20 protein-coding genes and 1 pseudogene are annotated in these 21,656 nt (G+C 61.8%); 13 read left to right on the forward strand and 8 right to left on the reverse strand.

Going from position 1 to position 21,656, the window contains the following annotated elements; all coding sequences use genetic code 11:
- Window positions 1-141: 141 nt before the first annotated feature.
- The 4 genes and pseudogenes from ACR65T_RS01935 to ACR65T_RS01950 form a co-directional block, all read left to right on the forward strand.
- Window positions 142-423, forward strand: a pseudogene (locus tag ACR65T_RS01935) (SDR family oxidoreductase); the annotation flags it as partial.
- A gap of 210 nt (window positions 424-633) precedes the next feature.
- Complete coding sequence (locus tag ACR65T_RS01940; protein ID WP_434494905.1) at window positions 634-1,743, forward strand: transporter substrate-binding domain-containing protein; 1,110 nt, start codon at window positions 634-636, stop codon at window positions 1,741-1,743.
- A gap of 70 nt (window positions 1,744-1,813) precedes the next feature.
- Window positions 1,814-2,032 (forward strand): GCG_CRPN prefix-to-repeats domain-containing protein, encoded by a 219-nt coding sequence (locus tag ACR65T_RS01945; protein ID WP_434494906.1) that lies wholly within the window; start codon window positions 1,814-1,816, stop codon window positions 2,030-2,032.
- Between the two features lie 304 nt (window positions 2,033-2,336).
- The gene (locus ACR65T_RS01950) at window positions 2,337-2,798 is read left to right on the forward strand and encodes a MucR family transcriptional regulator (RefSeq protein WP_434494907.1); all 462 of its coding nucleotides are present in this window, start codon (window positions 2,337-2,339) and stop codon (window positions 2,796-2,798) included.
- 76 nt (window positions 2,799-2,874) lie between these two features.
- On the opposite strand, the gene ACR65T_RS01955 is transcribed toward ACR65T_RS01950, so the two are convergent.
- Window positions 2,875-3,489 (reverse strand): ParB-like protein, encoded by a 615-nt coding sequence (locus ACR65T_RS01955; RefSeq protein WP_434494908.1) that lies wholly within the window; start codon window positions 3,487-3,489, stop codon window positions 2,875-2,877.
- 849 nt (window positions 3,490-4,338) lie between these two features.
- Window positions 4,339-5,109, reverse strand: coding sequence for a class I SAM-dependent methyltransferase (locus tag ACR65T_RS01960; protein WP_434494909.1), 771 nt, complete (start codon window positions 5,107-5,109; stop codon window positions 4,339-4,341).
- Between the two features lie 86 nt (window positions 5,110-5,195).
- On the opposite strand from ACR65T_RS01960, the gene ACR65T_RS01965 reads away from it, so the two are divergent.
- The 4 genes from ACR65T_RS01965 to ACR65T_RS01980 all read left to right on the forward strand — a co-directional run bounded on the left by ACR65T_RS01965 (window position 5,196) and on the right by ACR65T_RS01980 (window position 7,620).
- Window positions 5,196-5,963: a helix-turn-helix transcriptional regulator gene (locus tag ACR65T_RS01965; RefSeq protein ID WP_434494910.1), complete on the forward strand. Its 768-nt coding sequence runs from the start codon at window positions 5,196-5,198 to the stop codon at window positions 5,961-5,963.
- A 106-nt stretch (window positions 5,964-6,069) separates the two neighbouring features.
- Complete coding sequence (locus ACR65T_RS01970) at window positions 6,070-6,489, forward strand: MAPEG family protein (RefSeq protein ID WP_434494911.1); 420 nt, start codon at window positions 6,070-6,072, stop codon at window positions 6,487-6,489.
- Window positions 6,490-7,026: 537 nt separating this feature from the next.
- Complete coding sequence (locus ACR65T_RS01975; RefSeq protein ID WP_196400889.1) at window positions 7,027-7,434, forward strand: VOC family protein; 408 nt, start codon at window positions 7,027-7,029, stop codon at window positions 7,432-7,434.
- Window positions 7,435-7,620 carry a recombinase family protein gene (locus ACR65T_RS01980; protein ID WP_434494948.1) on the forward strand — a complete coding sequence of 62 codons (186 nt, stop codon included), beginning with the start codon at window positions 7,435-7,437 and terminating at the stop codon, window positions 7,618-7,620.
- A gap of 37 nt (window positions 7,621-7,657) precedes the next feature.
- Here the strand turns inward: ACR65T_RS01980 and ACR65T_RS01985 are convergent, their stop codons facing one another.
- Together ACR65T_RS01985 and ACR65T_RS01990 are read right to left on the reverse strand one after the other, a co-directional pair.
- Complete coding sequence (locus ACR65T_RS01985) at window positions 7,658-8,182, reverse strand: NADPH-dependent FMN reductase (protein WP_434494912.1); 525 nt, start codon at window positions 8,180-8,182, stop codon at window positions 7,658-7,660.
- 8 nt (window positions 8,183-8,190) lie between these two features.
- Window positions 8,191-9,129, reverse strand: coding sequence for an NAD-dependent epimerase/dehydratase family protein (locus ACR65T_RS01990; RefSeq protein WP_434494913.1), 939 nt, complete (start codon window positions 9,127-9,129; stop codon window positions 8,191-8,193).
- 130 nt (window positions 9,130-9,259) lie between these two features.
- Between ACR65T_RS01990 and ACR65T_RS01995 the strand changes: the two genes are divergently transcribed.
- Complete coding sequence (locus tag ACR65T_RS01995; protein ID WP_434494914.1) at window positions 9,260-10,216, forward strand: LysR substrate-binding domain-containing protein; 957 nt, start codon at window positions 9,260-9,262, stop codon at window positions 10,214-10,216.
- A gap of 322 nt (window positions 10,217-10,538) precedes the next feature.
- Here the strand turns inward: ACR65T_RS01995 and ACR65T_RS02000 are convergent, their stop codons facing one another.
- Window positions 10,539-11,096, reverse strand: coding sequence for a carboxymuconolactone decarboxylase (locus ACR65T_RS02000; protein WP_434494915.1), 558 nt, complete (start codon window positions 11,094-11,096; stop codon window positions 10,539-10,541).
- A gap of 15 nt (window positions 11,097-11,111) precedes the next feature.
- Entirely contained in the window at window positions 11,112-12,836 is a 1,725-nt protein-coding gene (locus tag ACR65T_RS02005; RefSeq protein ID WP_434494916.1) for a thiamine pyrophosphate-binding protein, read from the reverse strand.
- Between the two features lie 259 nt (window positions 12,837-13,095).
- Here ACR65T_RS02005 and ACR65T_RS02010 point away from each other — a divergent pair, with 259 nt between their 5' ends.
- Window positions 13,096-14,130, forward strand: coding sequence for a ligase-associated DNA damage response exonuclease (locus ACR65T_RS02010; RefSeq protein ID WP_434494917.1), 1,035 nt, complete (start codon window positions 13,096-13,098; stop codon window positions 14,128-14,130).
- Window positions 14,127-15,857 carry an ATP-dependent DNA ligase gene (locus ACR65T_RS02015; protein WP_434494918.1) on the forward strand — a complete coding sequence of 577 codons (1,731 nt, stop codon included), beginning with the start codon at window positions 14,127-14,129 and terminating at the stop codon, window positions 15,855-15,857. Before ACR65T_RS02010 ends, ACR65T_RS02015 begins: the two co-directional genes overlap by 4 nt.
- A gap of 125 nt (window positions 15,858-15,982) precedes the next feature.
- Here ACR65T_RS02015 and eutC read toward each other — a convergent pair whose 3' ends face one another.
- Together eutC and ACR65T_RS02025 are read right to left on the reverse strand one after the other, a co-directional pair.
- The gene (eutC, locus tag ACR65T_RS02020) at window positions 15,983-16,768 is read right to left on the reverse strand and encodes an ethanolamine ammonia-lyase subunit EutC (protein ID WP_434494919.1); all 786 of its coding nucleotides are present in this window, start codon (window positions 16,766-16,768) and stop codon (window positions 15,983-15,985) included.
- A 2-nt stretch (window positions 16,769-16,770) separates the two neighbouring features.
- A complete protein-coding gene (locus ACR65T_RS02025) occupies window positions 16,771-18,150 on the reverse strand; it encodes an ethanolamine ammonia-lyase subunit EutB (RefSeq protein ID WP_434494920.1) in 1,380 nt (459 codons plus the stop codon).
- 163 nt (window positions 18,151-18,313) lie between these two features.
- Here ACR65T_RS02025 and ACR65T_RS02030 point away from each other — a divergent pair, with 163 nt between their 5' ends.
- Both ACR65T_RS02030 and ACR65T_RS02035 read left to right on the forward strand, forming a co-directional pair.
- Window positions 18,314-19,204 (forward strand): phosphotransferase, encoded by an 891-nt coding sequence (locus tag ACR65T_RS02030; protein ID WP_434494921.1) that lies wholly within the window; start codon window positions 18,314-18,316, stop codon window positions 19,202-19,204.
- A complete protein-coding gene (locus tag ACR65T_RS02035; protein ID WP_434494922.1) occupies window positions 19,201-21,648 on the forward strand; it encodes a GcvT family protein in 2,448 nt (815 codons plus the stop codon). Before ACR65T_RS02030 ends, ACR65T_RS02035 begins: the two co-directional genes overlap by 4 nt.
- The last annotated feature ends 8 nt before the right edge of the window (window positions 21,649-21,656 follow it).

The following is a 21,656-nucleotide window of genomic DNA, read 5'->3' on the forward strand; positions in this document are numbered from 1 at the left end:
CCGATCCCGCCGACGCTCCGGCGCCGCGGACGGCCACCAAAAAACGGAGGCGCCGATCACGACATCGGTTGATCGCCATGCCCGCCAGACTGGGGAATTTTACTTCGGCGCTTCTGGGGAAATTAAAATCGGCATTTACACCACTGCGTGGGCTTGGAGCTCGCGCCTTATGGCGTGAGGTGCAATCTCGTTTCCCCTGGCTCCACGGACACCGCCATGCAGCGGTCTATGTGGCGTTCGGCAGACGCAGAGACGCAAGTGATCACCGGAGACCTTGGATCCTTCAAATTGGGAATTCCGCTGCGAAAGATCGCTGCCCCACAGGAGATCGCAAGCGCCGTCGTGTTTCTTGCGTCGGATCTCGCCAGCCACATCACGCTTCAGGACCTTGTCGTCGATGGCGGCGCGACGCTTGCAGCTTAACGGCTGATCGAAGCGCGCGCCGCCGAGCCTGCCGACATGCCTGCCGGGCGTCCGCCCGCCGTCATCCCCGTCCCCGGCCGAGGCAGGGCGGACGCAGAACCGACATCCGCGCCTCGGGGGTTGGTCTTTGGCGAGACCGTTTCGACAAGTTATAAATCGCCAAGCGCGTTGCGACACTCAAGCTTCAGAAAGCCAGCCCCGGCCGGAACGATGATCAAAATCAACTTCTTACTGTCCACGATCGTAGCTTGCTTCGCCATCGCTCTGTCCACGCCCTTATGCGCGGAAACCAGCTCCCCTCCAGCAAAAAAGATGCAGGTTGTGGTGTTGGAAAGTCCTCCGTTCGTAATGAAGACTGACCAGGGATTTACTGGATTTGCGATCGACCTGTGGGAGGAGAGCGCCAAACGCATGGGCTTGGATTACGAATACCGGGAAGCATCAACCCTCCAAGAGCTTCTCGATTCGGTAACCACGGGAAAATCCGACGTTGCGGTCACCGAGTTGACCATAAACGCCGAGCGGATGGAGCGAATGGATTTTTCCCAGCCCTGGTTCGATGCCGGCTTGCAGATGATGATTCATCAAGCGCCTCCGACTGGTTTTTGGAGTTTTTTCGAGCAGCTCGAGGAGAATGGCCATCTTAGAGTGTATCTTTGGATGGGGCTCGGCGTGATCGTCGCTTCCTTTCTCCTTACGGCGCTCGATCGACGCCTGGACCCCGAGTTTCCAGCGGAGTGGAAACAGGGCTTTTCCGAGAGTTTTTATCACGTCCTCTCGGTTCTGACGTCGGGAAAAACAAATCACAAGCTGGTGTTCGGAAGTTACGGGACGATGATTGCAGCTCTCTGGCTGGTCATGGGCGCGGGCGTTGTAGCTTACATAACGTCCTCGATCACCAGCGTGATGACTGTAAACTCTCTGGAACGGCGCATATGGGTCGCAGACAAAGACAGGATCGAGGATTTAACGGATCTCAAAGGCAAAACTGTTGGCACGCTCAGCGGGAGCGTAGCGAACATGTATGTCGCGAAGGCGGGACTGTCCGGCCGGGGATTCAGCACCCTTGGCAATCTCGTCAAGGCGCTCGCGGAAAATCGCGTGGATGCGATCGTCGGCGACCAGCCTTCCCTCGTATATCACCTACATCAGCGCCCCGATTTACCCGTGATTCCCGTAGGCAAGGTCATAAGACACGAGAAGTATGGGTTCGCCCTGAAGGCCGGGAGCCCGATCCGTCTGAAGCTCTCGAAACAGGTGATGCTCGCCTGGGAAACCGGCCTGATAGACCGTTTACGAAAAAAGTATTTTGGCGGCTGAGCGCGCACGAAACGCGTGGCGCAATTGCGAATTAGGAGATAGCGTGTCGCCGATAACTACAGGAGAAGTTATGGCACACTTTCGGATTTTGGTAACTGCGGCTACACTAGGTCTTGGTTTTGCTTTCGCGCCCACAGCATCGAACGCCATGCCGGCGGCCTCGGTGAATGCTGCGGTTCAGGCTCCGATCGAGAAAGTTTATGGGGGATGTGGCGTTTACGGACACCGTGGCCCCTATGGCGGTTGCCGGGCTGGCGGGCAGGCTAGTGGAAGGCGCTATCGCCGGTAAGCGATCTCTCTTTAGCCAATGCAAAGCACCCTGAGGACTTAGCTCCTCCGGGTGACCTGCTCGAGGCCTGGTTGGCGGTATTCAGACGGGCTCTCAAGAGTGAATTCTAAAGGAGGGCACAGGCTGCTGCGCCCTTAGCCCTTTGGGTTTTTTAGGAGTGGGCCTTGGGGCGCGACGATCAGAAACCCTCGTCGCCCAGAGTTTGGAGCCGCGTTATTTGCGGCGCAAGTAGAACGGCGCCTATCGACGCGGAAGCAATGTCGGCGTATCGAGGGGTTACGCACGACCGCTTCGAGGAATTTCCGTGACATCAAATACAGATCAGCCGAATACGACCGAGCTCGCCGCCGAAATCGTGGCGGCCTTCGTCTCTCGCAATTCGCTTCCCGTATCGGAGCTTCCCGCTCTGATTTTGTCCGTGGACGCGACGTTGCGTCGCCTCGCGACGGGCGCGCCGGCGACGATAGCTTCGCCAGCAGAGCAGCCCACGCCTGCCGTCTCCATCCGCAAGTCGGTTACGGCGGACCATCTGATCTGTCTGGATGATGGGAAGCGGTTCAAATCGCTCAAGCGGCATCTCGCGACGCTGGGGATGACGCCGGAGGAGTATCGCGCCAAGTGGGGCTTGCCCGCCGACTATCCCATGGTCGCGGCGAATTATGCGGCGCGGCGCTCGGATCTGGCGAAGAGCATGGGGCTCGGTCAATCGCGCGACAAGGCTGCCCCCCCTGCAAAGCGCGGGCGCAAGCCGAAGGCGGGCGCTTAAATCGGTGGAGCGGGTGGTGATCTGAGACGCATTCCCCGTCGCAAACGCTCAAGATCGACCTTAACCACCGAGACCCCTATGAAACCGCTTCTTCCGTGCAGCGGCATTTAGCGCATGGGTCTTTGCACCACGCGTCGCGAATCAGCCTTTTGGCTGCTTTGATCGCGAGGGCAGGGTCGCTTCGATGTAAATCGAGTTTGATATGGACGCGTAGGAAATCGGCCCAGCGAAATTCGGCGAAAGGCGCATGATCCTTCGGGCATCCGCAGTCCCGGCGCAGGCGGGCTATGAGGCTCCGGAAGGGATCGTCCGCCAAGTCCTGAAGCGCGCGCGGCAACTCCGAAAGGGTCTGCGGCGCGCCGCTAGAGCAAATTAAGCCGCGTTTCCGAAGCGCCATAAAAAACTGATGTGCATCGAGGCGGGACAGATCTTCGATCTGACGCACTGAAACCAAGTCGACTCTCTCCTGAAGAAGCGCGAGAGCCATGTGGTGACCATCAGTCAGGAAATATTGCGCGCCAGGTCCGTATACAGCAGGAAAAGGGTGAGACGCGAGAAAACGAAGTTTTTCTCCAGCCGACAAGGCTCGCCACTTCGAGCGCTTGGCGCCGACCGCCTCATATCCGACCGCTATCTGGGTCGGTCGCAGCTGTGCAAGCTTGACTGAAACAGTTTTCGCGGCCGCTTCCATGCTTGGCAACCATTCTGACGCCGTCCTTGACGTGGCCACGCCGGCTCCGCGCTCACAATGCGCTCGTTGGGGCAGGGGAAACGGTCTGGCCAACGCAAATCCCGCCGAAGAAAACGCCCAGACTGAGCGGGCGCGTTTTATCAGGAGTCCAGCTGATCCTGACGGAGGATCGCCGTCTGCTGCAATGCGGTCATTCGACGCGCGGATCAGCCTGGCGGTTTTCTTTCGGTTCAGCATGGAGAGCCTTGGCGAAGCTTTGGAAAGGGCGGGCCGATAAGGTCACTCTAACGAGGTGGCGGGTTTCGTCTGCGCCGACGCGCGAATCGGCGTCCAGCTCAAAAGACGTCGTTGCCGAGCCGCTTCGAGAGTCTCGCATTCGAAGCGAGATTCGGCCACGGGAAGCTTTTGTCGCGCGAGCGCGTCGAACAACGCAAGGCGCGCGACGGCGACCCTTACTCTTTGAATCGGATCGTCGAACAAAGCATAGGCCAGCGTCCCACACTCGGCGCAAAAATGGAACCGGACGCGTCCTGAAGCAAACGTCGTGACGCTCGTGCGGTCGTCGGCGCGAAAAGCGATCGACCCTTTTGGGTCCGAAATCCAAACGCCGTCATGCGCGCGACAAAATTGGCACGTTGGCGCATCCGATCGCGGTCTGAAGTCTCCGGGGGCAAGCTCGCTGCACAAGATCGCCTCGACCTGTCCGCACGGGCACTTTCCGCGATACTCGGTCATGAGACTCTCCGCGTAAGTTTCTTGAAATCTAACGTGCTGGATTTTCGGAGCTCTATTGGCGGCGCGGATTGACGCTTGCCGCATAACGCGTCCCACTCCAAACTCGGCGATTGATCAACGCTCCTCTGCTTTCACGCTGACGAACATGACGCCAATTGCGAAGGAGCCGTCGGACTCAATCTCAAAATGCGCTTTCGTTGTCCCTGAGGCAGCGAACTGCAGGGAGCGGATCGCCTGAACATTTTCTTCTGGCGTTCGCATCCGCGCCGTCCAAATGGGAAAGTCCATGCGCAGCTGCGACGTTTGAAGCCGATCGATCGCGAAGCCGGCGCAGGACAAGGCGGCGGCCCATTTGGCCAGTGTGTAGTTTCGCACATGAGAGGCGTCGCGGAGCAGCTCGACAGCTTGCAGATGCGTGTCGAAGAGCGGCGATGCGGGCGCATAGATGTCGACAAACACTGCTCGGCTTCCCTTTTTCAATACACGCCGGGCCTCGCGCAGGCCCGCGTCGAAGTGGCGCCAGTGATGCGCTGAGTAACGACATGCCAGAAAATCGAAGGCGCCGTCGGCGAAGGGCAAGGCCTCCACAGACGCTCTCACGGTCGTGATGTTCGACAGACCCTTTTCTCGCGCGATCGCCGAGACCGCGGCGAGCATCTCGCTCGACAGGTCGACCGCAGACGCCCGATCGGCAAAGCGCGCCACTCGATACGAGACGTGGCCGCCGCCGGCTCCAAGGTCGAGGGCGTTCTTGGGACGGATCGCCGCGACGATCTCTTCGAGGGCTTTCAGGTCCTCCCCGTCGGCGTGAACTGCGCTCTCGACATAGGCCTTGGCGCGGGGTCCGAACTGCGCTTCAACCACGTTTTCATGGGGTCTGTTCATCGGTCAGCTCCTTTCGCAAGGAGTGCAGGCTGAGGCCGAGAACAAAGGATTACAATGATGATCCTTATCCTATTATACATGCTTCCATGCTCGACGCGGACGAAAGACGACTTCTGGGAAACTTCATCCGCGCGCATCGGGAGCGGGCGCGGCCCGACATTGCGGGCGGCAGACGGCGCACGCCAGGCTTGCGGAGGGAGGAACTGGCTGCGCGGGCCGGCATCAGTGTGACTTGGTGCGCCTGGATCGAACAGGGGCGCGCCGTCCAGGCGTCGCCCGAGGCCCTCGTCCGTATCGCGCAAGCGCTCGCGTTGACGCCGGCGGAGCGCTCTTATTTGTTCGAGCTCGCTGGACGGCTGGATCCTGAGGCGGTCGCGCGGCCGCAAGAGCAGGCGCCTGCGTCGCTACGCGCCATAATTGGCGCCCTCGAACACCCGGCCTATGGCCTGGACTGCTGCTGGAGCGCGGTTTGCTGGAATGATTCTGCCGCGCGGCTCTTCCGGGGGTGGTTGGATGGAGACCATCAACGCAATCTGCTGCGCTTCGTTTTTCAGGAAAGCAGCGCGCGCGATCTTCTACCAAATTGGGAGGACCGAGCCCGGCGACTGCTCGCAGAATTTAGGGCGGACTATGGGCATATGTTTCGCGACGAACGGGTAAAGCGATTTGTGCACGCCCTACGACGTGACAGCGAATTCTTTTCGAGAGCATGGGACGAGCAGGGAGTTCGGTATCGCGAGGGAGGATTGCGAGCGTTCCGCCACCCGCAGCAGGAGCTACTGTTCGAGCAGCATTCCTACACCCCATCGGACGCTCCTTGTTACAAGCTCGTGGCGCTGCTCCCTGTGGGTTAGCGTCATTGCCGGCGCTCGCTTCCTCTTGCTCGCAACGGAACGGATCGGATAAAGTTGCGCTCACGCTGGCGCGCGGCTTCAGCGCAACTATCGCGGACGGTTTGATATGACGGCGCTTCTGACGCCCGTTTTTGTGCTTATCTCATTGACCTTCACATTGCTGTTCTGGTTGGGAGGATCGCGCTATTTGAGCCTCCGAAATCGGGAGGTGAGGACTTCGGATATTGCGCTGGGCCAGCCCGCATGGCCGCGTCGTCTCACTCAGATTGATCGCGCCTATCACAACCAGTTTGAGCTTCCCCTCCTATTTTATGCGCTCGTGTGCCTCGTCATCGTAACCGGCGCGCAACCCGCGGGCTTCCGATTTCTCGAGTGGCAATTCGTGATCCTGCGTCTTGCCCATGCCTATGTTCACGTGACATCGAACCAGCTGCGCGCAAGATTCTTGCTGTTTGCCGCCGGGGCGATGACGCTGCTCGCGATGTGGGTCCTGTTTGGCGTCCGCCTTTTGGGCAGCGGCGATTAGCTCGCGGCTTGCGGCGCCCCTGGAGCGATCGGCGGCCGTTGCAGGCTCGTGACCGGCGTCCGATTGCGATCGCCACGTTCCTTAAGGATCGTCATCAGACGTTGCGGATTGCGTTCGCTCCATCTTCGTGAGGCGCGCATCCGATCGTTCATTGCTGACATGATAGCGGCCCGGCGGCCATTGATCTGTCTCGTGTGATTGGCCTGGAGGCCAGAGCGCCTCCGCAGCAATCGCTACCGCGTTGAGCCGCCGTCGCGCCATTTCACATTCTTGGAAGTCCGGCGCCGCGGCAACTTTGTCGAGCTTCGCAATGCTGTCTGGGGAGAGTTCCAAAACCGTCGCCTTGAGATTGTCGCGAAAATGTTCGATCGACAATGCGCCGACGACAACCAAAATGTCGGGCGATCGCAAAGGCCGGAAGCCGCCAAGGCGGGACGACCGAAACGTAGGATTTCCACCGGTGTTGATTGGCCTGGTCGCGGCGAAGGAGGACTTCAGCAGTCGTGCAGATTAATCGTCGCTTGAGGAGCAGTTGTCATGATCCGCATCCGAGAAATTGACCATCTCGTGCTTCGCGTCGTGAACCTTGACGCAATGCTGAAGTTCTATTGCGATGTTCTGGGATGCACAATTGAGCGGCGACAAGAGGCGATTGGCCTAATACAGCTGAGAGCGGGCCGGTCGCTTCTGGATCTTGTGCCGGTCGATGGCGAACTCGGCAGCGCCGGAGGCGAGGCGCCGGGGAAGGGCGGGCGGAACCTAGATCATTTCTGTTTCCGTGTTGATCCCTTTGATGAGCCCGGCATCCGCAGACATCTTGAAGCCAACGGAATCGAAGCCGGCCCGACCCGTTTCCGTTACGGCGCCGAAGGCGACGGACCTTCTATCTATGTCACGGACCCCGAGCGAAATGTTGTCGAACTCAAGGGTCCCCAAGGACGCTAACTGTTCGGGGACACATCGACGAGCACGGGGCGGCTTATGATTGCTGTGCTTGGCGGGCCGGCGGAGGTCGAGCGTGATTTAATCCGCACGCGTAACGGCGAAGGGCGCGCCCGCGCTAAATTGCACGGTCAGCCTATGGGGCGACCGAGCGCGAGAGCCCAAGGATTTAGCGGCCCCAGATCTTAAATTCACCTCAAGTCCATCCGCGGACGGTTATGCGTGATCAGGGCTCTTGCATCGCCTCGATGAGGTCCGACAAGGCGCCGCGAAGCTTGTCCGACAAAGTCAGATCGAACTCGATCTCTTTCGCGTCATAAGGGACGGGTATTGGCCCCATCTCAATGAGTTTAGCTGACATGGTGATCTGGATTTCTCGAAGTTGTGCGTCTGCATGGAGTGCGCGCGGCGACGTATTGATCACCGCAACAGGCTTGCCGGGAAATTCGACGCTCCCGACGAGCCAATCAAGTGCGTTCTTTAGAGAGCCCGGAACGCCGTGCGCGTATTCTGGCGATGCGATCACGACGCCGTCGCTTTGACCAATACTTTTGCGTAGCGCGCAAACTTCACGGGGAGGAAGTTGAGACGCCTCGGCCCGATCGAGATCCGGATTGAAATGTGGCAGGCTTGCAAGCCCATCGTAGAGCACAAAGTCGACGAAAGGTGGCGCGAGCAAAGCCATCGCCCTTAGGGCCGCACTGTTCGAGGATGCAGTTCGTAAACTGCCGGAAATCCCCAATATGCGCATGGCTTCCTCTAAACGCCGTCGACGAAAGATCGAACTGTTGCTGTGGCTCCCACCTCCAGCGGCGTCGGGTCCGACCAAAAGCGCGACGAAAACTTTTGCGCATCGACACGGTAGGGGCGATCCCAAAGAAACCGCATCTCAGTCATTTCTCGCAATAAGGGGGAGCCCAGCCCAAGGACTGGAAGGGCTGCAAGCGGCAAGCCAAAAATACGTGGTGCGCGATCGAGCGCCTGGGCGCCAAGAGTTAGGATTTCACGCGGCGTGCGCGTCGGCGCGCAGGGGAGGTGCCAAGCGTGGCCGAAAGCGTCGTCCGGCGCGTCGAGCAGTGTGACGACCCCACGCGCGACGTCGGGAACATAGGCAAAATCATGCTGCGCGTCTGGTGGCGACAGCAACAAGGCGCGCTTGCTTTTGGCGATTGCGCCGAAGGCGTTCGCGCCCAAATGAGATAAGGTGACGCCGGGTCCATAAAAATCTGAGGCGCGTAGAGCCGTCGCCCGGATTCGTCCAGCTTCCGCCGCCGCCATCCAGATACGGCTCGCCTCGACGCGAACGGCCGGCTTCACGCCAAAAGGAACAAGGGGCATGTCCTCGCGCAAGGGCGCATTTTGCGGACCATACATGTAAAGATTATCGACAAACACCATGCGGGCGCGCGTCGCCTCGCAGGCGCTAACAAAATTCGTCATTGCGCGCGGCCAGGCGACGCGCCAGACGTCGCTCGCATAGGGAAATCCGACCGCTATGACGATTTGCCGCGCACCCTCAGTTGTCCGACGAACAGCCTCAGCGTCCAGGACGTCGCAGGCTATGAAATTCGCGCCTTGAGGTAAATCAGGCGGCGCGTGGCGCTGCGCGACGCGAACGGAGACGCCTTGCGCGAGAAGTCGCCGCGTCGTCTCCCTTCCCACCGGGCCGAAGCCGAAGACCGTAACATCAGTGCTCATCTGCCTCTGCTTCGAATCTCGTTAAATTTGCGAGCGGCCTCGCCAACCCTCATGCGGGCGAGGTCGCCTTGTGCGCATGAGCATATCGCGGCGCCTTGTATATATAAAATGCATTGTTATGATATCCACTATGCATAAAGCGCATTTATCTGGCGTTGATCTCAATCTCTTGCCGCCGCTCGACGCCTTGCTGCGGCGGCGCAATGTCACGCGCGCCGCCGAGGACGTCGGGCTGAGCCAGCCGGCCATGAGTCGCGCGCTCGCGCGGTTGCGGGATCTGCTTGGCGATCCACTCCTCGTTCGCACGCGCGAAGGCTTTGCGTTGACTCCGAAGGCGCAAACGCTGGCGCCGCAGGTCGTCGCTGCGCTCGATGGTCTCAAGCCGATATTTGCGCCGACGCCATTCGACCCCGCGAAGGAACGCCGAGTCTTGCGCGTCGCGGCGGCCGACGTTCAGTCGATTTTGCTCGGACCGCCAATCATGAGCCGTCTGTCGCGCGAGGCGCCGCTGGTCGATCTCCGCTTCGAACCCTATGGCGGCGACGTTCTTAGGCGATTGGAGAGCGGCGCGCTCGATCTTGCCTTCGCCTTGGCGACCACGCCTCTGCCGCCAGGGGCCGTGAGCGAGACGGTCGCCTGCGATGAGCTTGCGCTCATTCTGCGCCGAGGTCATCGGGCGGCGAAGCGCCGGTGGAAACTCGAGGATTACGGTCGCTTCGATCATGTCGGCGTCGCGCTGCTCGGCGATGGCGCATCCGAGATCGACGCCATGCTCGCGGCGTCAGGCGTGTCCCGCCGCATGGGCTTCATCGCCCCCCATTTTACGACCGCGCTCGCCTGCGTCGCGGCGACGGATATGGTGACGACGCTCTCGGCCACATTTGCGCGCCGCTTCGCGGAGCACTTCGGACTTATCTTGCTGAGGCCGCCTTTCCAGAATACTTCACTGCCGATGACCCTTGTTTCCTCCCGGGTTGGGGCCATGGACCCTTTGGTAAAATGGTTCTGCGCGCTCGTGCGAGACGAGGCGAAGAAAGTTTATGAAGGAGAAATCCCCTCTCGAAAGCGGTGGAAAACGCTCCGTTAAACGGGCCGGACCAACTCCGGTTCGTTCACGCCAAGTCAACGCCAAGACTGTCACGCCGTCGGCGGACGTCATCTCCGGTCGCATCAAGATCGCGGCACGGGGAGACGATTTCGCTGCAGAGTTCATCTGCGGCGCATTCGCAATGCGCGCGCCGCCGCTCAATCGGCGCTTCCGGTGCGACTGCCCAGAGTCGTCAAGCACGGTCGCAGGCAAGGCCGATGCAAGGAATTGCATGCCGCTCTTTGCCATCGCGCCGAACATGTCATCATTTCATGGCGCGACAGCGGAGCCTGAGCGCCTGCCTTTCCATTTGACGGGCGATTTACTTGAACGGCTTCTCGACGCCTGGCGGCAATGCGACGTGGAAACCCTGGTTGATCGCCGAAAACATCTGATAAAAACCGGACAGGACGACAAGTTCGATAAACCCTTCGACGCCGAACGCCTTGATGGCTTCGTCCTGAAGGTTCTGCGGAATATTTCGCCAGGACAATGTCGACGCCAGCACCTCGGCGACAAGATCATAGGGCGACGACGCGACGGCGCTTAAGTCTTCGCCTCTTTCCAGAGCGCTGATCAACGAGGATGGAACGCCCGCCGCTTCGGCGTGCTGAACATGATCAGCCCATTCGAAGGCGGCCCCGGTCCGACGCGCGACGAACAGCACAACGAACTGATAGACCTCGCGGGGCAGGTGGCCCTGGAACTTTAAATAATAGCCGAGGTCCTCGATCTTCTCGCAAAGCTGCGGATGGTTCATCAGCGCGGCGTAGGGGCCGCCGAAGCCCGCGCCTTGCGCCTTTCGCCGTTCGACCATGCGGTCGTAGCGTGCACGATCGGCCGGCGACAGCGTTGAAGGATCAAAAGGCAACTGAGCCATCGGCGCCTCCCCTTGTCACTCGTGGTAGGAATAGGCGGCAATGGCCTGGGCCCAGTCCTTCACCGGCGTCGTGAAGGCCTTGTCGGCTTTGACGTCGATGAGGCATGGGCCTTCTCCCTGCAACGCTCTCTCGAATGCGCCGGCAAGATCGCCCGGAGAACGCACGGTTTCGGCGCGAGAGCCCAGAGCCTGCGCGAACCCTGCCCAGTCGTGATCCGGCAACCGCGTCAATTCGTCGGGCGTTGGACCCAGTCCATGCGCGCGCAACCAAACATTGCCGAGCGCGGCATTGTTGATTACGACATAGATCACCGGCAGCTGGTAGCGCGCCGCGGTGGCGATTTCCATGCCGCCCATGCGCATGCATCCATCGCCTGTGACGACCGCCACGCGACGGCGCGGCTGTGCGCATTGCACGCCGATCGCAGCGCCGATCGCCCAGCCCATCGGGCCGAGATTTGTGGCCGACACATAGGTCTTGGGTTCATAAGCTTCCCAGTAATGGCCGGCGAAGGCGCGATGCGCGCCGGAATCCACCACCAGAATGCCGTCTCGCGGTAAGGCTTTTCTCAGTTCGCTGACGACGCGGGCTGGATGAATCGGAACCGCGTCGCTCTCGCAGTTTTCCGGATCCTGTAGACGCGGTTGGGAGCGGATCTCGGACATCCAAGCCGCGCGCGCGGAGAGCGTCGGCTCGAGAGCGCCGCGCAACTTATCGCTCTGATCGAGCAGATAGCGAAGATAGGCGCCGCAGCTGCCAACAATACCGCCGTCCTGGACATGCGTCCCGATTGCGGCGGGCAGTAAGTTCACGCAGATCGTCTTATTGGGTTTGACTTGGAGCGCCCAATGCATCGTGTCGCGTTCATTCAGTCCCGACCCCAGAATAACCAGCAGATCGAGCGAGGGATCCATCAGCGCGGCGCGGGAGTGATGCGTGCCCGCATAGCCGAACACGCCGAGCGAAAGCGGATGGTTCTCTGGGAAGACGCCTTTTCCGCGCAGCGTCGTCGCGACGGGGACGCGCCAAGTCTCGGCGAATTCCTTCAGCGCATTGGCGGCTTTCGAGTGCTCGATGCCCGCGCCGGCCAATATCGCGATCTTGACGGGTAGTTTGCCGCCAGAGCCGCCATGAAAATGTTGCAGCGACGACTCGGCGGCTGTCATCGACAGCGCGTTGTAATCGACCAAGGCCCGATCGATCGGCGTATGGCTGACGGAAATCTCTGCGGCCAGGCAGTCGCCAGGCAATGAGAGGTGCACCGGCGCGGCCGGACGGGTACGAAGCTGTAGCAGGGCGTGCCCAAACAGATGCGGCATATTCTTCGGATTGTCGATTGATGAGGAATAGCGCGTCAGCGGCTTCATGATCGCGACGTCATCCAGCGTCTGGGGGCTTGCGTCCTGAAATACGCCCAAGCCCTCGAGGACCGTCGCCACTTCGCCGCTCATCAGAAGAAGCGGCGAGCCATCGGATTGCGCGGTCGCCACGGCGGTGACGGTATTGGTAAGGCCCGGTCCGCCGATGCAGAGCGCGGCGCCGAAATTTCCGCTCGCCCGCGCGTAGCCGTCCGCCATATAGGCGGCGCCGCCTTCTTGCGCCGCCACGATCGGCGTCAGCGCTTCCTGTCGTCCGAAAGCGGGCAGAAAAGGATCGACGAGGCCGCCGGGCACCATGAACACATGGTCGAGTCCTTCGTGCGCCAGCGCCTCGAGGATAAAATCGACCCCTAGGTGCATTCCCAGCTCCCATTCACTATTGATGCGCCAGGCGCGTATGGAGAAAGCGCATGCGCCGGCGCTTCATATAGTCGAGCGCAAGCTTTAGGATCAATGGAGATTTTGACCGCGACAGGCGCAGCGGAGCAAGCGGCGCCTCGCGGCTCATCGCGAACTCGGCCGTCGCCGCCTGAAGTGACTCCGAGCGACCGAGTTCCTATTTATGCTGTCGGCGCTGCTTCAAGGGCCGTGCCGACGCGCTTTTCATATCTTCGGCGAGATGACCAAGGATCTGATCGTTCCCGCCGCGGAGGGCCTCTTCTGCCCTCGTGGGAAATTCCACATCGACCCCTGGCGCCCGGCGGCTCTGGCGGTGATTACGCACGGCCATTCTGATCACGCGCGATGGGGCAGCGGCGCCTATCTCTGTCACGAGGATTGCGCGCCGATCCTGCGCAGACGCCTCGGCGACGTTCGCATCGAGACGCTGCGTTATGGCGAGAGCCGAGACATCGGCGAGGTGCGGCTCTCGCTGCATCCGGCCGGCCATGTCATCGGCTCGGCGCAGGTGCGCATCGAGCACCGGGGCGAGGTCTGGGTCGCCTCCGGCGACTACAAGCTCGAAGCGGATGGCGTTAGCGCGCCCTTTGAGCCTGTCAGGTGCGATGTCTTCATCACCGAATCGACCTTCGGTCTGCCGATCTATCGCTGGCGCCCGCAAGCCGAAGTGATGGCCGACATCAATTCCTGGTGGGCGGAAAATGCGCGCGCGGGACGCGCCAGCGTCATGCAGGCCTACGGGTTCGGCAAGGCGCAACGTCTGCTCAAACATCTCGACACGAAGATCGGACCGATCGTCTGTCACGGCGCGATCGAACCGCTCAATCAGATTCATCGCGATCTCGGCGTAGCGCTGCCGCCGACGCTCAACGTCGGCGCGCTCGACAAGGCGGGGCTTTCGCGCAGCTTTGCGCTGGCGCCGCCCCATGCCGTGCAAAGCGGATGGATTCGACGTTTTGGCGATCATTCCGACGCTTTCGCCAGCGGATGGATGCGGCTGCGCGGCAATCGGCGACGCCGCGGCGTCGATCAAGGCTTCGCGCTTTCGGATCATGCCGACTGGCCGGGGCTCTTGCAGGCGATCGCCTCGACAGGCGCAGAGCGGATCTTTGTCACGCATGGAAGTGGGGAGGCGCTTTCGCGCTATTTGCGAGAGAGAGGATATGACGCGCGGCCGATGGCGACCGAATATGGCGATGAAGCTCTGGAGGGCGAGGCGGGGCCGAACGCCGGGGCCGACACAGACGGCGCATGAAAATCTTCGCCACGCTCTACCGGCGCATCGACGCTGCGACGTCGACTCAGCACAAGAGACAGGCGCTGGTCGACTATCTGCGCCTTGCGGTCGGCGATCCGGAGCAATATGCGAGCGCCGCGTGGACGGTCTACTTTCTCGCCGGCGGCAAGCCGCGCCAGATGATCTCGACCAAGCTCCTGCGCCAGCTCGCCTTGGAGGCGACGGATCTGCCCGAGTGGCTTCTCGACGAGTGCTATCACAGCGTCGGCGATCTCGCCGAGACTCTGGCGCTCTTGCTGCCGCCGCCGAGCCGCATGGAAGACGCGCCGCTCGATCTTTGGATGAACGAACGGCTGCTGCCCTTGCGCGAGCGTGATGACGCTGCGCGGCAAGCGGCGCTACGCGACTGGCTCGACGCCATGCCCTCCGACGACCGTTTGCCGTTCTTCAAGCTGGTCACCGGCGAATTGCGCATCGGCGTCTCAAAGCTGCAAATGACTCAAGCGATCGCCCAGGCGACGGAGCTTGACGCCAAGCTCGTCGCGCAGCGGATGATGGGCTACACGCAGGCGAACCGCGCGCCTCAGGCGCAGGATTTTGTCGCGCTCGTCGCGCCGGCGGAAGCGGGCGAAGACGGGCGGCCTCTGCGCGGCCAGCCTTATCCGTTCTTTCTCGCGCATCCGCTTCAGGCGCCGCTTTCGGCCTTTCCAGAACTGCTCGGCCCAGTCGACGACTGGCTCGTTGAATGGAAATTCGATGGCATACGCGCGCAGTTCATTCATCGCGCCGGAGAGTGGTGGCTGTGGTCGCGCGGCGAAGAGCTTGTCAGCGACAGCTTTCCGGAGCTTGCCGCGCTCGCCGACTTTCTCCCCGACGATATTGTCATCGACGGCGAGCTGATCGTCGTCGCGCCCCGTTCGGAGGCGCGTTCGGGGATGGATGATCTTAGCGACCTGCGCCCCTTTTCCGAATTGCAGCAGCGTCTCGGACGCAAGCTTCTCACGCCGAAAATGCTGCGCGACAGGCCAGTGGCGCTGATCGCTTATGACCTGCTTGAGAAGGACGGCCACGATCTGCGCGAAAAGCCGCAGCGGGAGCGCCGTGCGCTTCTCGAAAAGGTCGTCTCGCACGCGCATTCATCCGCGATGCAGGTCGGCGCCGATTTGCCTCTGCGACTGAGCCCAGCGCTGACGCAACCCGATTGGGAGTCCTTCGCTCAACAGCGTGAAGAGGCTCGGACGCGCGGCGCCGAAGGCATGATGCTGAAGGCGATGGGCGCGCCTTATGGCGTCGGCCGGCAGAAGAGCGGCGCCAATCTGTGGTGGAAATGGAAGCTCGATCCGATGAGCGTCGACGCCGTGCTGATCTACGCCGCGCGGGGACACGGGCGACGCTCCGGCGTTTACAGCGACTACACGTTCGGGGTATGGAGCGGCCCGCCGGAACAGACGGACCGCGCGCTGCTGCCCTTCGCCAAGGCCTATTCCGGGCTTTCGGACGAAGAGATGCGCAAGGTCGACGCGACGATCAGAAGGACGACGATCGAGAATTTCGGGCCGGTGCGCAGCGTGCGCCCGACGATGGTTTTCGAACTCGGCTTCGAGGGAATCGGCGCCAGCAACCGCCACAAAAGCGGCATAGCGGTTCGCTTTCCCCGCATGTTGCGCTGGCGACAGGACAAGCCCGTGGAGGACGCCGATACGATCGAGGCGCTACACGCGCTATTGCCGGGCGGCGGCGCATGAGCGGACGACGCGCCAAACAGTCCGCCGTGAACACCCTATTCGCGGCGATGACGATAATTCCGATACGTTTGCGCTTGCGCCAAAGTTGGATCGTTAAGCCTACGGCAAGCGCGAGAGCGGGCCAGCTAACTCTTGGCGTCGATCGCGCGCAGGTCTCCCGATGGGAGCGTATCGGCTTCGTCTTTGAGGTCGACGCCGGTCAGCTGGCGTCGGCGCGCCTCATGGCAAAGGTAAACCAGCTTGCGCGCGGCGTCGGCGTAGGAGAGGCCTTGCAGGCGGATATTCGAGAGGCAGTTGCGCTCGGCGTCGGTTCGGCCGACGCGCGGCGCAAATGTAAGATAGACGCCCATGCTATCGGGCGAGGAGAGGCCCGGCCGCTCGCCAATAAATACCGCCGCGAGTCTTGCCCCAAGCGTTTCGCCGATATCGTCGCCGAGGGCCACGCGCCCCTGTTCGGCGAGAACGATCGGCGCGACTTTCCACGATGTTCGATCGAGAGACTGCAGCGCTCTTTCGAGCACTGGAAGTGCGTGCCGGGCGATGGCGCGGGCGGAAAGTCCTTCGGCGATGACGAACGCAAGGTCGTAATTGCCCGCCAAAGGTTTGAGATGCTCGCGCGACGCGTCGTCGAGTTTTCGACCAAGGTCAGGACGCAGCAGAAAGCTGCGCCGATCGCGGGCGGCGCTCTTCACGCGAACGGCCGTCAGCCCGCGTGCGGTCAACTCATCGAAGAGCCGGTCGGCGTCGAGTCGCTCTTCCACCGCATCGCGCGCTTCGGCGTGCGCCAGCTGGAAATCCAGAGTGGCGCACGTCGTCAGCGCCGCTCCGGCGCGCGGCAGGAAAATTCTTGCCGGCGTCGCCGAACGCAGCATCGACATCTTATCGAGAGGCGTCGGGCGATCGTCGGCCATCTTCAAGCTCTTTCGAGAAGCGGCGCAAAGGATGCAGGCAGCGCCGGCGGCTGCAATTCGCCACGCGCGTCCGTCAAACCGACGTCCGCAAGCCATTGTGCAAACTCCGGCGCGGGCGCCAGATTCAGCATACGCCGAACGGCAAGCACGTCATGATAGGAGGTGCTCTGGTAATTCAGCATCACGTCGTCCGCGCCCGGCACGCCCATGACATAATTGACGCCGGCGACGGCGAGCAGCGTCAGCAGATCATCCATATCGTTCTGGTCGGCTTCGGCGTGGTTCGTGTAACACACGTCGCAGCCCATCGGCAGTCCAAGCAGCTTGCCGCAGAAATGGTCTTCGAGCGCCGCCCGCGTGATCTGCTTGCCGTCGAAGAGATATTCAGGGCCGATGAACCCGACGACGGTGTTGATCAGCAGAGGATCGAACATCCGCGCGACGCCATAGGCGCGGGCTTCCAGCGTCTGCTGATCGCAATTCCAATGGGCGTTGGCCGAAAGCGCGCTGCCCTGGCCGGTTTCGAAATACATGACATTGTCGCCGATCGTTCCGCGCCTGAGCGCCAGCGCCGCTTCGCGCGACTCGCGCAACACCGCGAGGTCGATCCCGAAGCTTGAATTGGCGGCCTGCGTGCCGGCGATCGATTGAAACACCAGATCGACCGGCGCACGTCGCTCCATCAGCTGCAGCGTCGTCGTGACATGCGCGAGCACGCAGGATTGCGTCGGAATGTTCAGCGTCTCGCGCAATTCATCGAGAAGGCTCAGGAGTTCGTAACACTGTTCCGGACTGTCGGACGCCGGATTGACGCCGATGACCGCGTCGCCATTGCCCAGCAGAAGCCCGTCGATGGCGCTTGCGAGAACGCCTCGCGCGTCGTCGGTCGGATGGTTTGGCTGAATGCGCGACGACAGCCGCCCGCGCAGGCCGAGCGTATTGCGAAAGTTCGTGACGACGCGCCGCTTTGCGGCGATCAGAATCAGGTCCTGGTTGCGGCAGATCTTCGAGACCGCCGCAGCCATTTCAGGCGTCAGTCCGAAGGTCAAGGCTGTGAGAGCGTCCTCATCGACGGCGTCGGAGAGAAGCCAGTCACGAAATTCGCCGACGGTCAGCGAGGCGATCGGCGCAAAGGCGTTTCGGTCGTGGCCGTCGAGGATCAGTCGCGTGACCTCGTCCTCTTCATAGGGAACGAGCGCTTCGTTCAAAAACACGCTCAAGGGCAGATCAGCGAGGGCCATCTGCGCAGCGACCCGCTCCGCGGCGCTGGCCGCCGCAATGCCGGCGAGGCAGTCGCCGGAACGCAATGGGGTCGCCTTCGCCATCAGCGCTTTAAGGTCTGGGAACCTGTAGCTCGTTCCACGTATCGTCGTCGCATACATGGCCAGACCTCGAAAGACCTTCTCACAGGCTATGGCGCCCCAGCGGACATGTCACCGTCCGCGCATAAGGTTTTCCCCAGGGCCCTTCATAGCCCATGGCCTTTGCGCGCCAGGCGCATATATTAGCTCAGTCAGAGTTTGTTATATTGCCCCGCCGGAGCCGATGTCAGCCCATACCGCAGATCCAGAAACTCTGATACGCGCGCTTCCGCTCTGGCGCGGCCCGATCGAGATCGCGCCGTTGCTCGGCGGCATCACCAACAAAAATTATATCGTCAGGGATGGCGATCGATCCGTCGTCGTTCGCCTTGGCGGCGACATCCCCGTTCATGGCGTCATGCGCTTTAACGAATTGGCGGCGAGCAGGGCCGCGGGCGCCGCCGGCATATCGCCGAAAGTTCTGTGTGCCGCGCCGATGGCGATGGCGCTCGAATATATCTCGGGCCGCACCTATGAGCCGGAAGACATGCGGGCGAACCGCAGACGCTGCGTCGATCTTGTCAGGCGCGTTCATCGCGAGATCGCACGGCATTTGCGCGGGCCGACGCTGGCGTTCAACGTCTTCCATATCATTCGCGACTACGCCCATACGCTTGTCGAGGATAAAAGCCGGATGTCGGCGAAATTGCCGCGCTTGCTCGCGGCGAGCGAGATTTTGGAAAAGGCGACGGGCGCGATCGACCTCGTCTTCGGTCATAATGATCTCCTTGCCGCGAATATCATCGACGACGGGCGTCGGCTTTGGCTTGTCGACTGGGATTATGCCGGATGGAATACGCCGCTGTTTGATCTGGGCGGACTCTCGTCGAACAATGGCTTTGACGCCGCGGATGACGACGCGATGCTCGAGGAATATTTCGAGGCGGCGCCGACCGATGCATTGCGGCGCCGCTTCAAGGCGATGCTTTGCGCCTCGCTGTTGCGCGAAGCGTTGTGGAGCCTTGTCTCGGAGAGTCGGTCGTCGATCGATTTCGATTACGTCGCGTACTCAGAACAAAATCTGACGCGCTTCGATGAGGCCTGGGCGGCGTTCCTGCAGATGGAAAGAGCATGACGGACCTGCCGCGAAGCGCCCAGATCGTCGTCGTCGGCGGCGGCATCGTTGGCTGCTCCGTCGCTTACCACCTCGCCAAGCGCGGCGTGGAGACGCTGCTGCTTGAACGACATCAACTGTCCTCGGGTTCGACCTGGCATGCGGCGGGACTGATCGGTCAGTTGCGGACCAACGCCAATATCACCAAGCTCCTCGGCTATTCGGTGGAGCTCTACGACCGGCTCGAAGCAGAGACGGGCTATGCGACCGGCTGGCGACGCAATGGCGGGTTGCGTCTTGCCTGCAACGCCGATCGATGGATAGAAGTCAAACGTCAGGCGACGTCCGCGCGGAGCTTCGGTCTGGAGATGCAGCTCCTGAGCGCCAAGGAGGCGCAGGCGCTCTGGCCGCTGATGAATGTCGACGACGTCATCGGCGCGGCTTTCCTGCCGACCGACGGACAAGCGAATCCTTCGGACATCACCCAGGCGCTGGCGAAAGGCGCGCGGCTTGCGGGCGCAAAGCTCGTCGAGGGCGTCGCCGTCACGGACTTCATCATCGAGAACGATCGCGTGCGCGGCGTCGTGACGAATCGCGGGGCCATCGCCTGCGAGAAGCTCGTGCTCTGCGCAGGCCTCTGGACTCAGCCGCTCGCGGCCCGCGCCGGCGTCGCCGTTCCGCTCTCGGCGGTGCATCACCAATATCTCGTGACCGAAAAGATCAACGGCGTGACGAGCGATCTGCCGACGCTGCGCGATCCGGATCGGCTGACCTATTACAAGGAGGAGGTCGGCGGACTTGTCATGGGCGGCTATGAGCCCAACCCCGTGCCCTGGTCATCGGGCGCCGTGCCAGAGGATTTCGCCTTTCGACTTCTCGAAGACGATTGGGATCATTTCGAGCCGATCATGGATCTCGCGCTCGGCCGCGTGCCGGCGCTCGCCGAGGCCGGCGTCAAGCAAATGATCAACGGCCTCGAAAGCTTCACGCCCGACGGCAATTGGATGATCGGCGAAGCGCCGGAGGTGCGCAATTTCTTCGTCGGCGCCGGCTTTAACGCTTTCGGCATCGCGTCGGCGGGCGGCGCCGGCATGGCGCTGGCGGAATGGGCGGCGGACGGCGAACAGCCGTTCGATCTCTGGCCGGTCGACATCCGCCGCTTCGGCGCGCCGCACAGGGACCCGTCCTGGGTGCGGGTGCGGACGCTCGAAGCCTATGCGCGCCACTACAGCATCGCCTGGCCCTTCGAAGAATTTACCTCTGGCCGGCCGCTGCGGCGTTCGCCGCTCTATGACCGCCTCAAAGCGAAAGGCGCGTGCTTAGGCGAAAAGATGGGCTTCGAACGGCCCAATTGGTTCGCGGATGTGAGCCTGGGCGAAGCGCCGCGGGATCGCTATTCATTCGGCAGGCCCGGCTGGTTCGATGCGGTCGGACGAGAGCATCGCGCCTGCCGGGAGGCGGCGGCGCTTTTCGATCAGACCAGCTTCGCCAAGGCGCTCATTGTCGGCAAAGACGCCGAAGCGGCGCTGTCCTGGATCGCCGCCAACAATGTCGCCAAGCCGCCGGGCGCCGTCACCTATACGCAGTTGTTGAACCACAAGGGCGGCATTGAATGCGATCTGACGATCACGCGATTGGCGAAGGACCGCTTCTATGTCGTGACGGGGACCGCCTTCGGCACGCACGACTTCGACTGGATCGGGCGATCGATTCCCGAGGGCATGGACGCGCGAGTCATCGACGTCACCTCGGGGAATTCCGTGCTGGCTCTGATGGGTCCGCGCGCGCGAGAGATTCTGCAATCGTGCTGCGACGACGATCTTTCGAATGCCGCATTCCCGTTCATGACTTCTCGCGAAATTCGCTTGGCCGGCGCGCCGGTGCTGGCGATCCGCGTCACTTATGTGGGCGAACTCGGCTGGGAGCTTCACATCCCTGTCGATTTCGCTGTCTCGGTCTATGACGCGTTGGTTGGCGCGGGCGCGCCGTTTGGCCTCGTCGACGCCGGCTATCGAGCGATCGAATCCCTGCGTTTGGAGAAGGGTTACCGCGCTTGGGGCTCGGATATCGGTCCGGATCACACGCCGCCGATGGCGGGTCTCGGCTGGGCCGTCAAGATGAAGTCCGGCGCGCCCTTTCAGGGAAGAGGCGCGCTCGTTGAGTCTGCGGGCGCGCCCTTGCCGCGTCTTCTCGCCGGCTTCGCCGTCGACGATCCTGAGATCGCGCTGCTCGGGCGCGAAACGATCTTTTGCAACGGCCTGCGCGTCGGATGGCTATCCAGTGGCGGCTATGGCTATTCGATCGGCAAGGCGATCGGTTATGGCTATGTTCGCAACCTCGACGGCGTCGATCCGGCTTTTGTGCTCTCTGGCGAATACCAACTCGAAATCGCCGGCGAGCGCCGGCCGGCGACCGTCTCGCTTTCGCCATTCTATGACCCGAAAGGCGAACGCCTACGCGCTTAGCCGCTGCG

Source organism: Methylocystis sp., assembly GCF_051061285.1.
Lineage (GTDB): Bacteria > Pseudomonadota > Alphaproteobacteria > Rhizobiales > Beijerinckiaceae > Methylocystis.

Coding starts and splice junctions, on each gene's coding strand:
- ACR65T_RS01940 (WP_434494905.1), top strand. CDS start 634: ATGATCAAAATCAACTTCTTACTGTCCACGATCGTAGCTTGCTTCGCC.
- ACR65T_RS01945 (WP_434494906.1), top strand. CDS start 1,814: ATGGCACACTTTCGGATTTTGGTAACTGCGGCTACACTAGGTCTTGGT.
- ACR65T_RS01955 (WP_434494908.1), bottom strand. CDS start 3,489: ATGGAAGCGGCCGCGAAAACTGTTTCAGTCAAGCTTGCACAGCTGCGA.
- ACR65T_RS01960 (WP_434494909.1), bottom strand. CDS start 5,109: ATGAACAGACCCCATGAAAACGTGGTTGAAGCGCAGTTCGGACCCCGC.
- ACR65T_RS01965 (WP_434494910.1), top strand. CDS start 5,196: ATGCTCGACGCGGACGAAAGACGACTTCTGGGAAACTTCATCCGCGCG.
- ACR65T_RS01970 (WP_434494911.1), top strand. CDS start 6,070: ATGACGGCGCTTCTGACGCCCGTTTTTGTGCTTATCTCATTGACCTTC.
- ACR65T_RS01975 (WP_196400889.1), top strand. CDS start 7,027: ATGATCCGCATCCGAGAAATTGACCATCTCGTGCTTCGCGTCGTGAAC.
- ACR65T_RS01985 (WP_434494912.1), bottom strand. CDS start 8,182: ATGCGCATATTGGGGATTTCCGGCAGTTTACGAACTGCATCCTCGAAC.
- ACR65T_RS01990 (WP_434494913.1), bottom strand. CDS start 9,129: ATGAGCACTGATGTTACGGTCTTCGGCTTCGGCCCGGTGGGAAGGGAG.
- ACR65T_RS01995 (WP_434494914.1), top strand. CDS start 9,260: ATGCATAAAGCGCATTTATCTGGCGTTGATCTCAATCTCTTGCCGCCG.
- ACR65T_RS02000 (WP_434494915.1), bottom strand. CDS start 11,096: ATGGCTCAGTTGCCTTTTGATCCTTCAACGCTGTCGCCGGCCGATCGT.
- ACR65T_RS02005 (WP_434494916.1), bottom strand. CDS start 12,836: ATGCACCTAGGGGTCGATTTTATCCTCGAGGCGCTGGCGCACGAAGGA.
- ACR65T_RS02010 (WP_434494917.1), top strand. CDS start 13,096: ATGACCAAGGATCTGATCGTTCCCGCCGCGGAGGGCCTCTTCTGCCCT.
- ACR65T_RS02015 (WP_434494918.1), top strand. CDS start 14,127: ATGAAAATCTTCGCCACGCTCTACCGGCGCATCGACGCTGCGACGTCG.
- eutC (WP_434494919.1), bottom strand. CDS start 16,768: ATGGCCGACGATCGCCCGACGCCTCTCGATAAGATGTCGATGCTGCGT.
- ACR65T_RS02025 (WP_434494920.1), bottom strand. CDS start 18,150: ATGTATGCGACGACGATACGTGGAACGAGCTACAGGTTCCCAGACCTT.
- ACR65T_RS02030 (WP_434494921.1), top strand. CDS start 18,314: ATGTCAGCCCATACCGCAGATCCAGAAACTCTGATACGCGCGCTTCCG.
- ACR65T_RS02035 (WP_434494922.1), top strand. CDS start 19,201: ATGACGGACCTGCCGCGAAGCGCCCAGATCGTCGTCGTCGGCGGCGGC.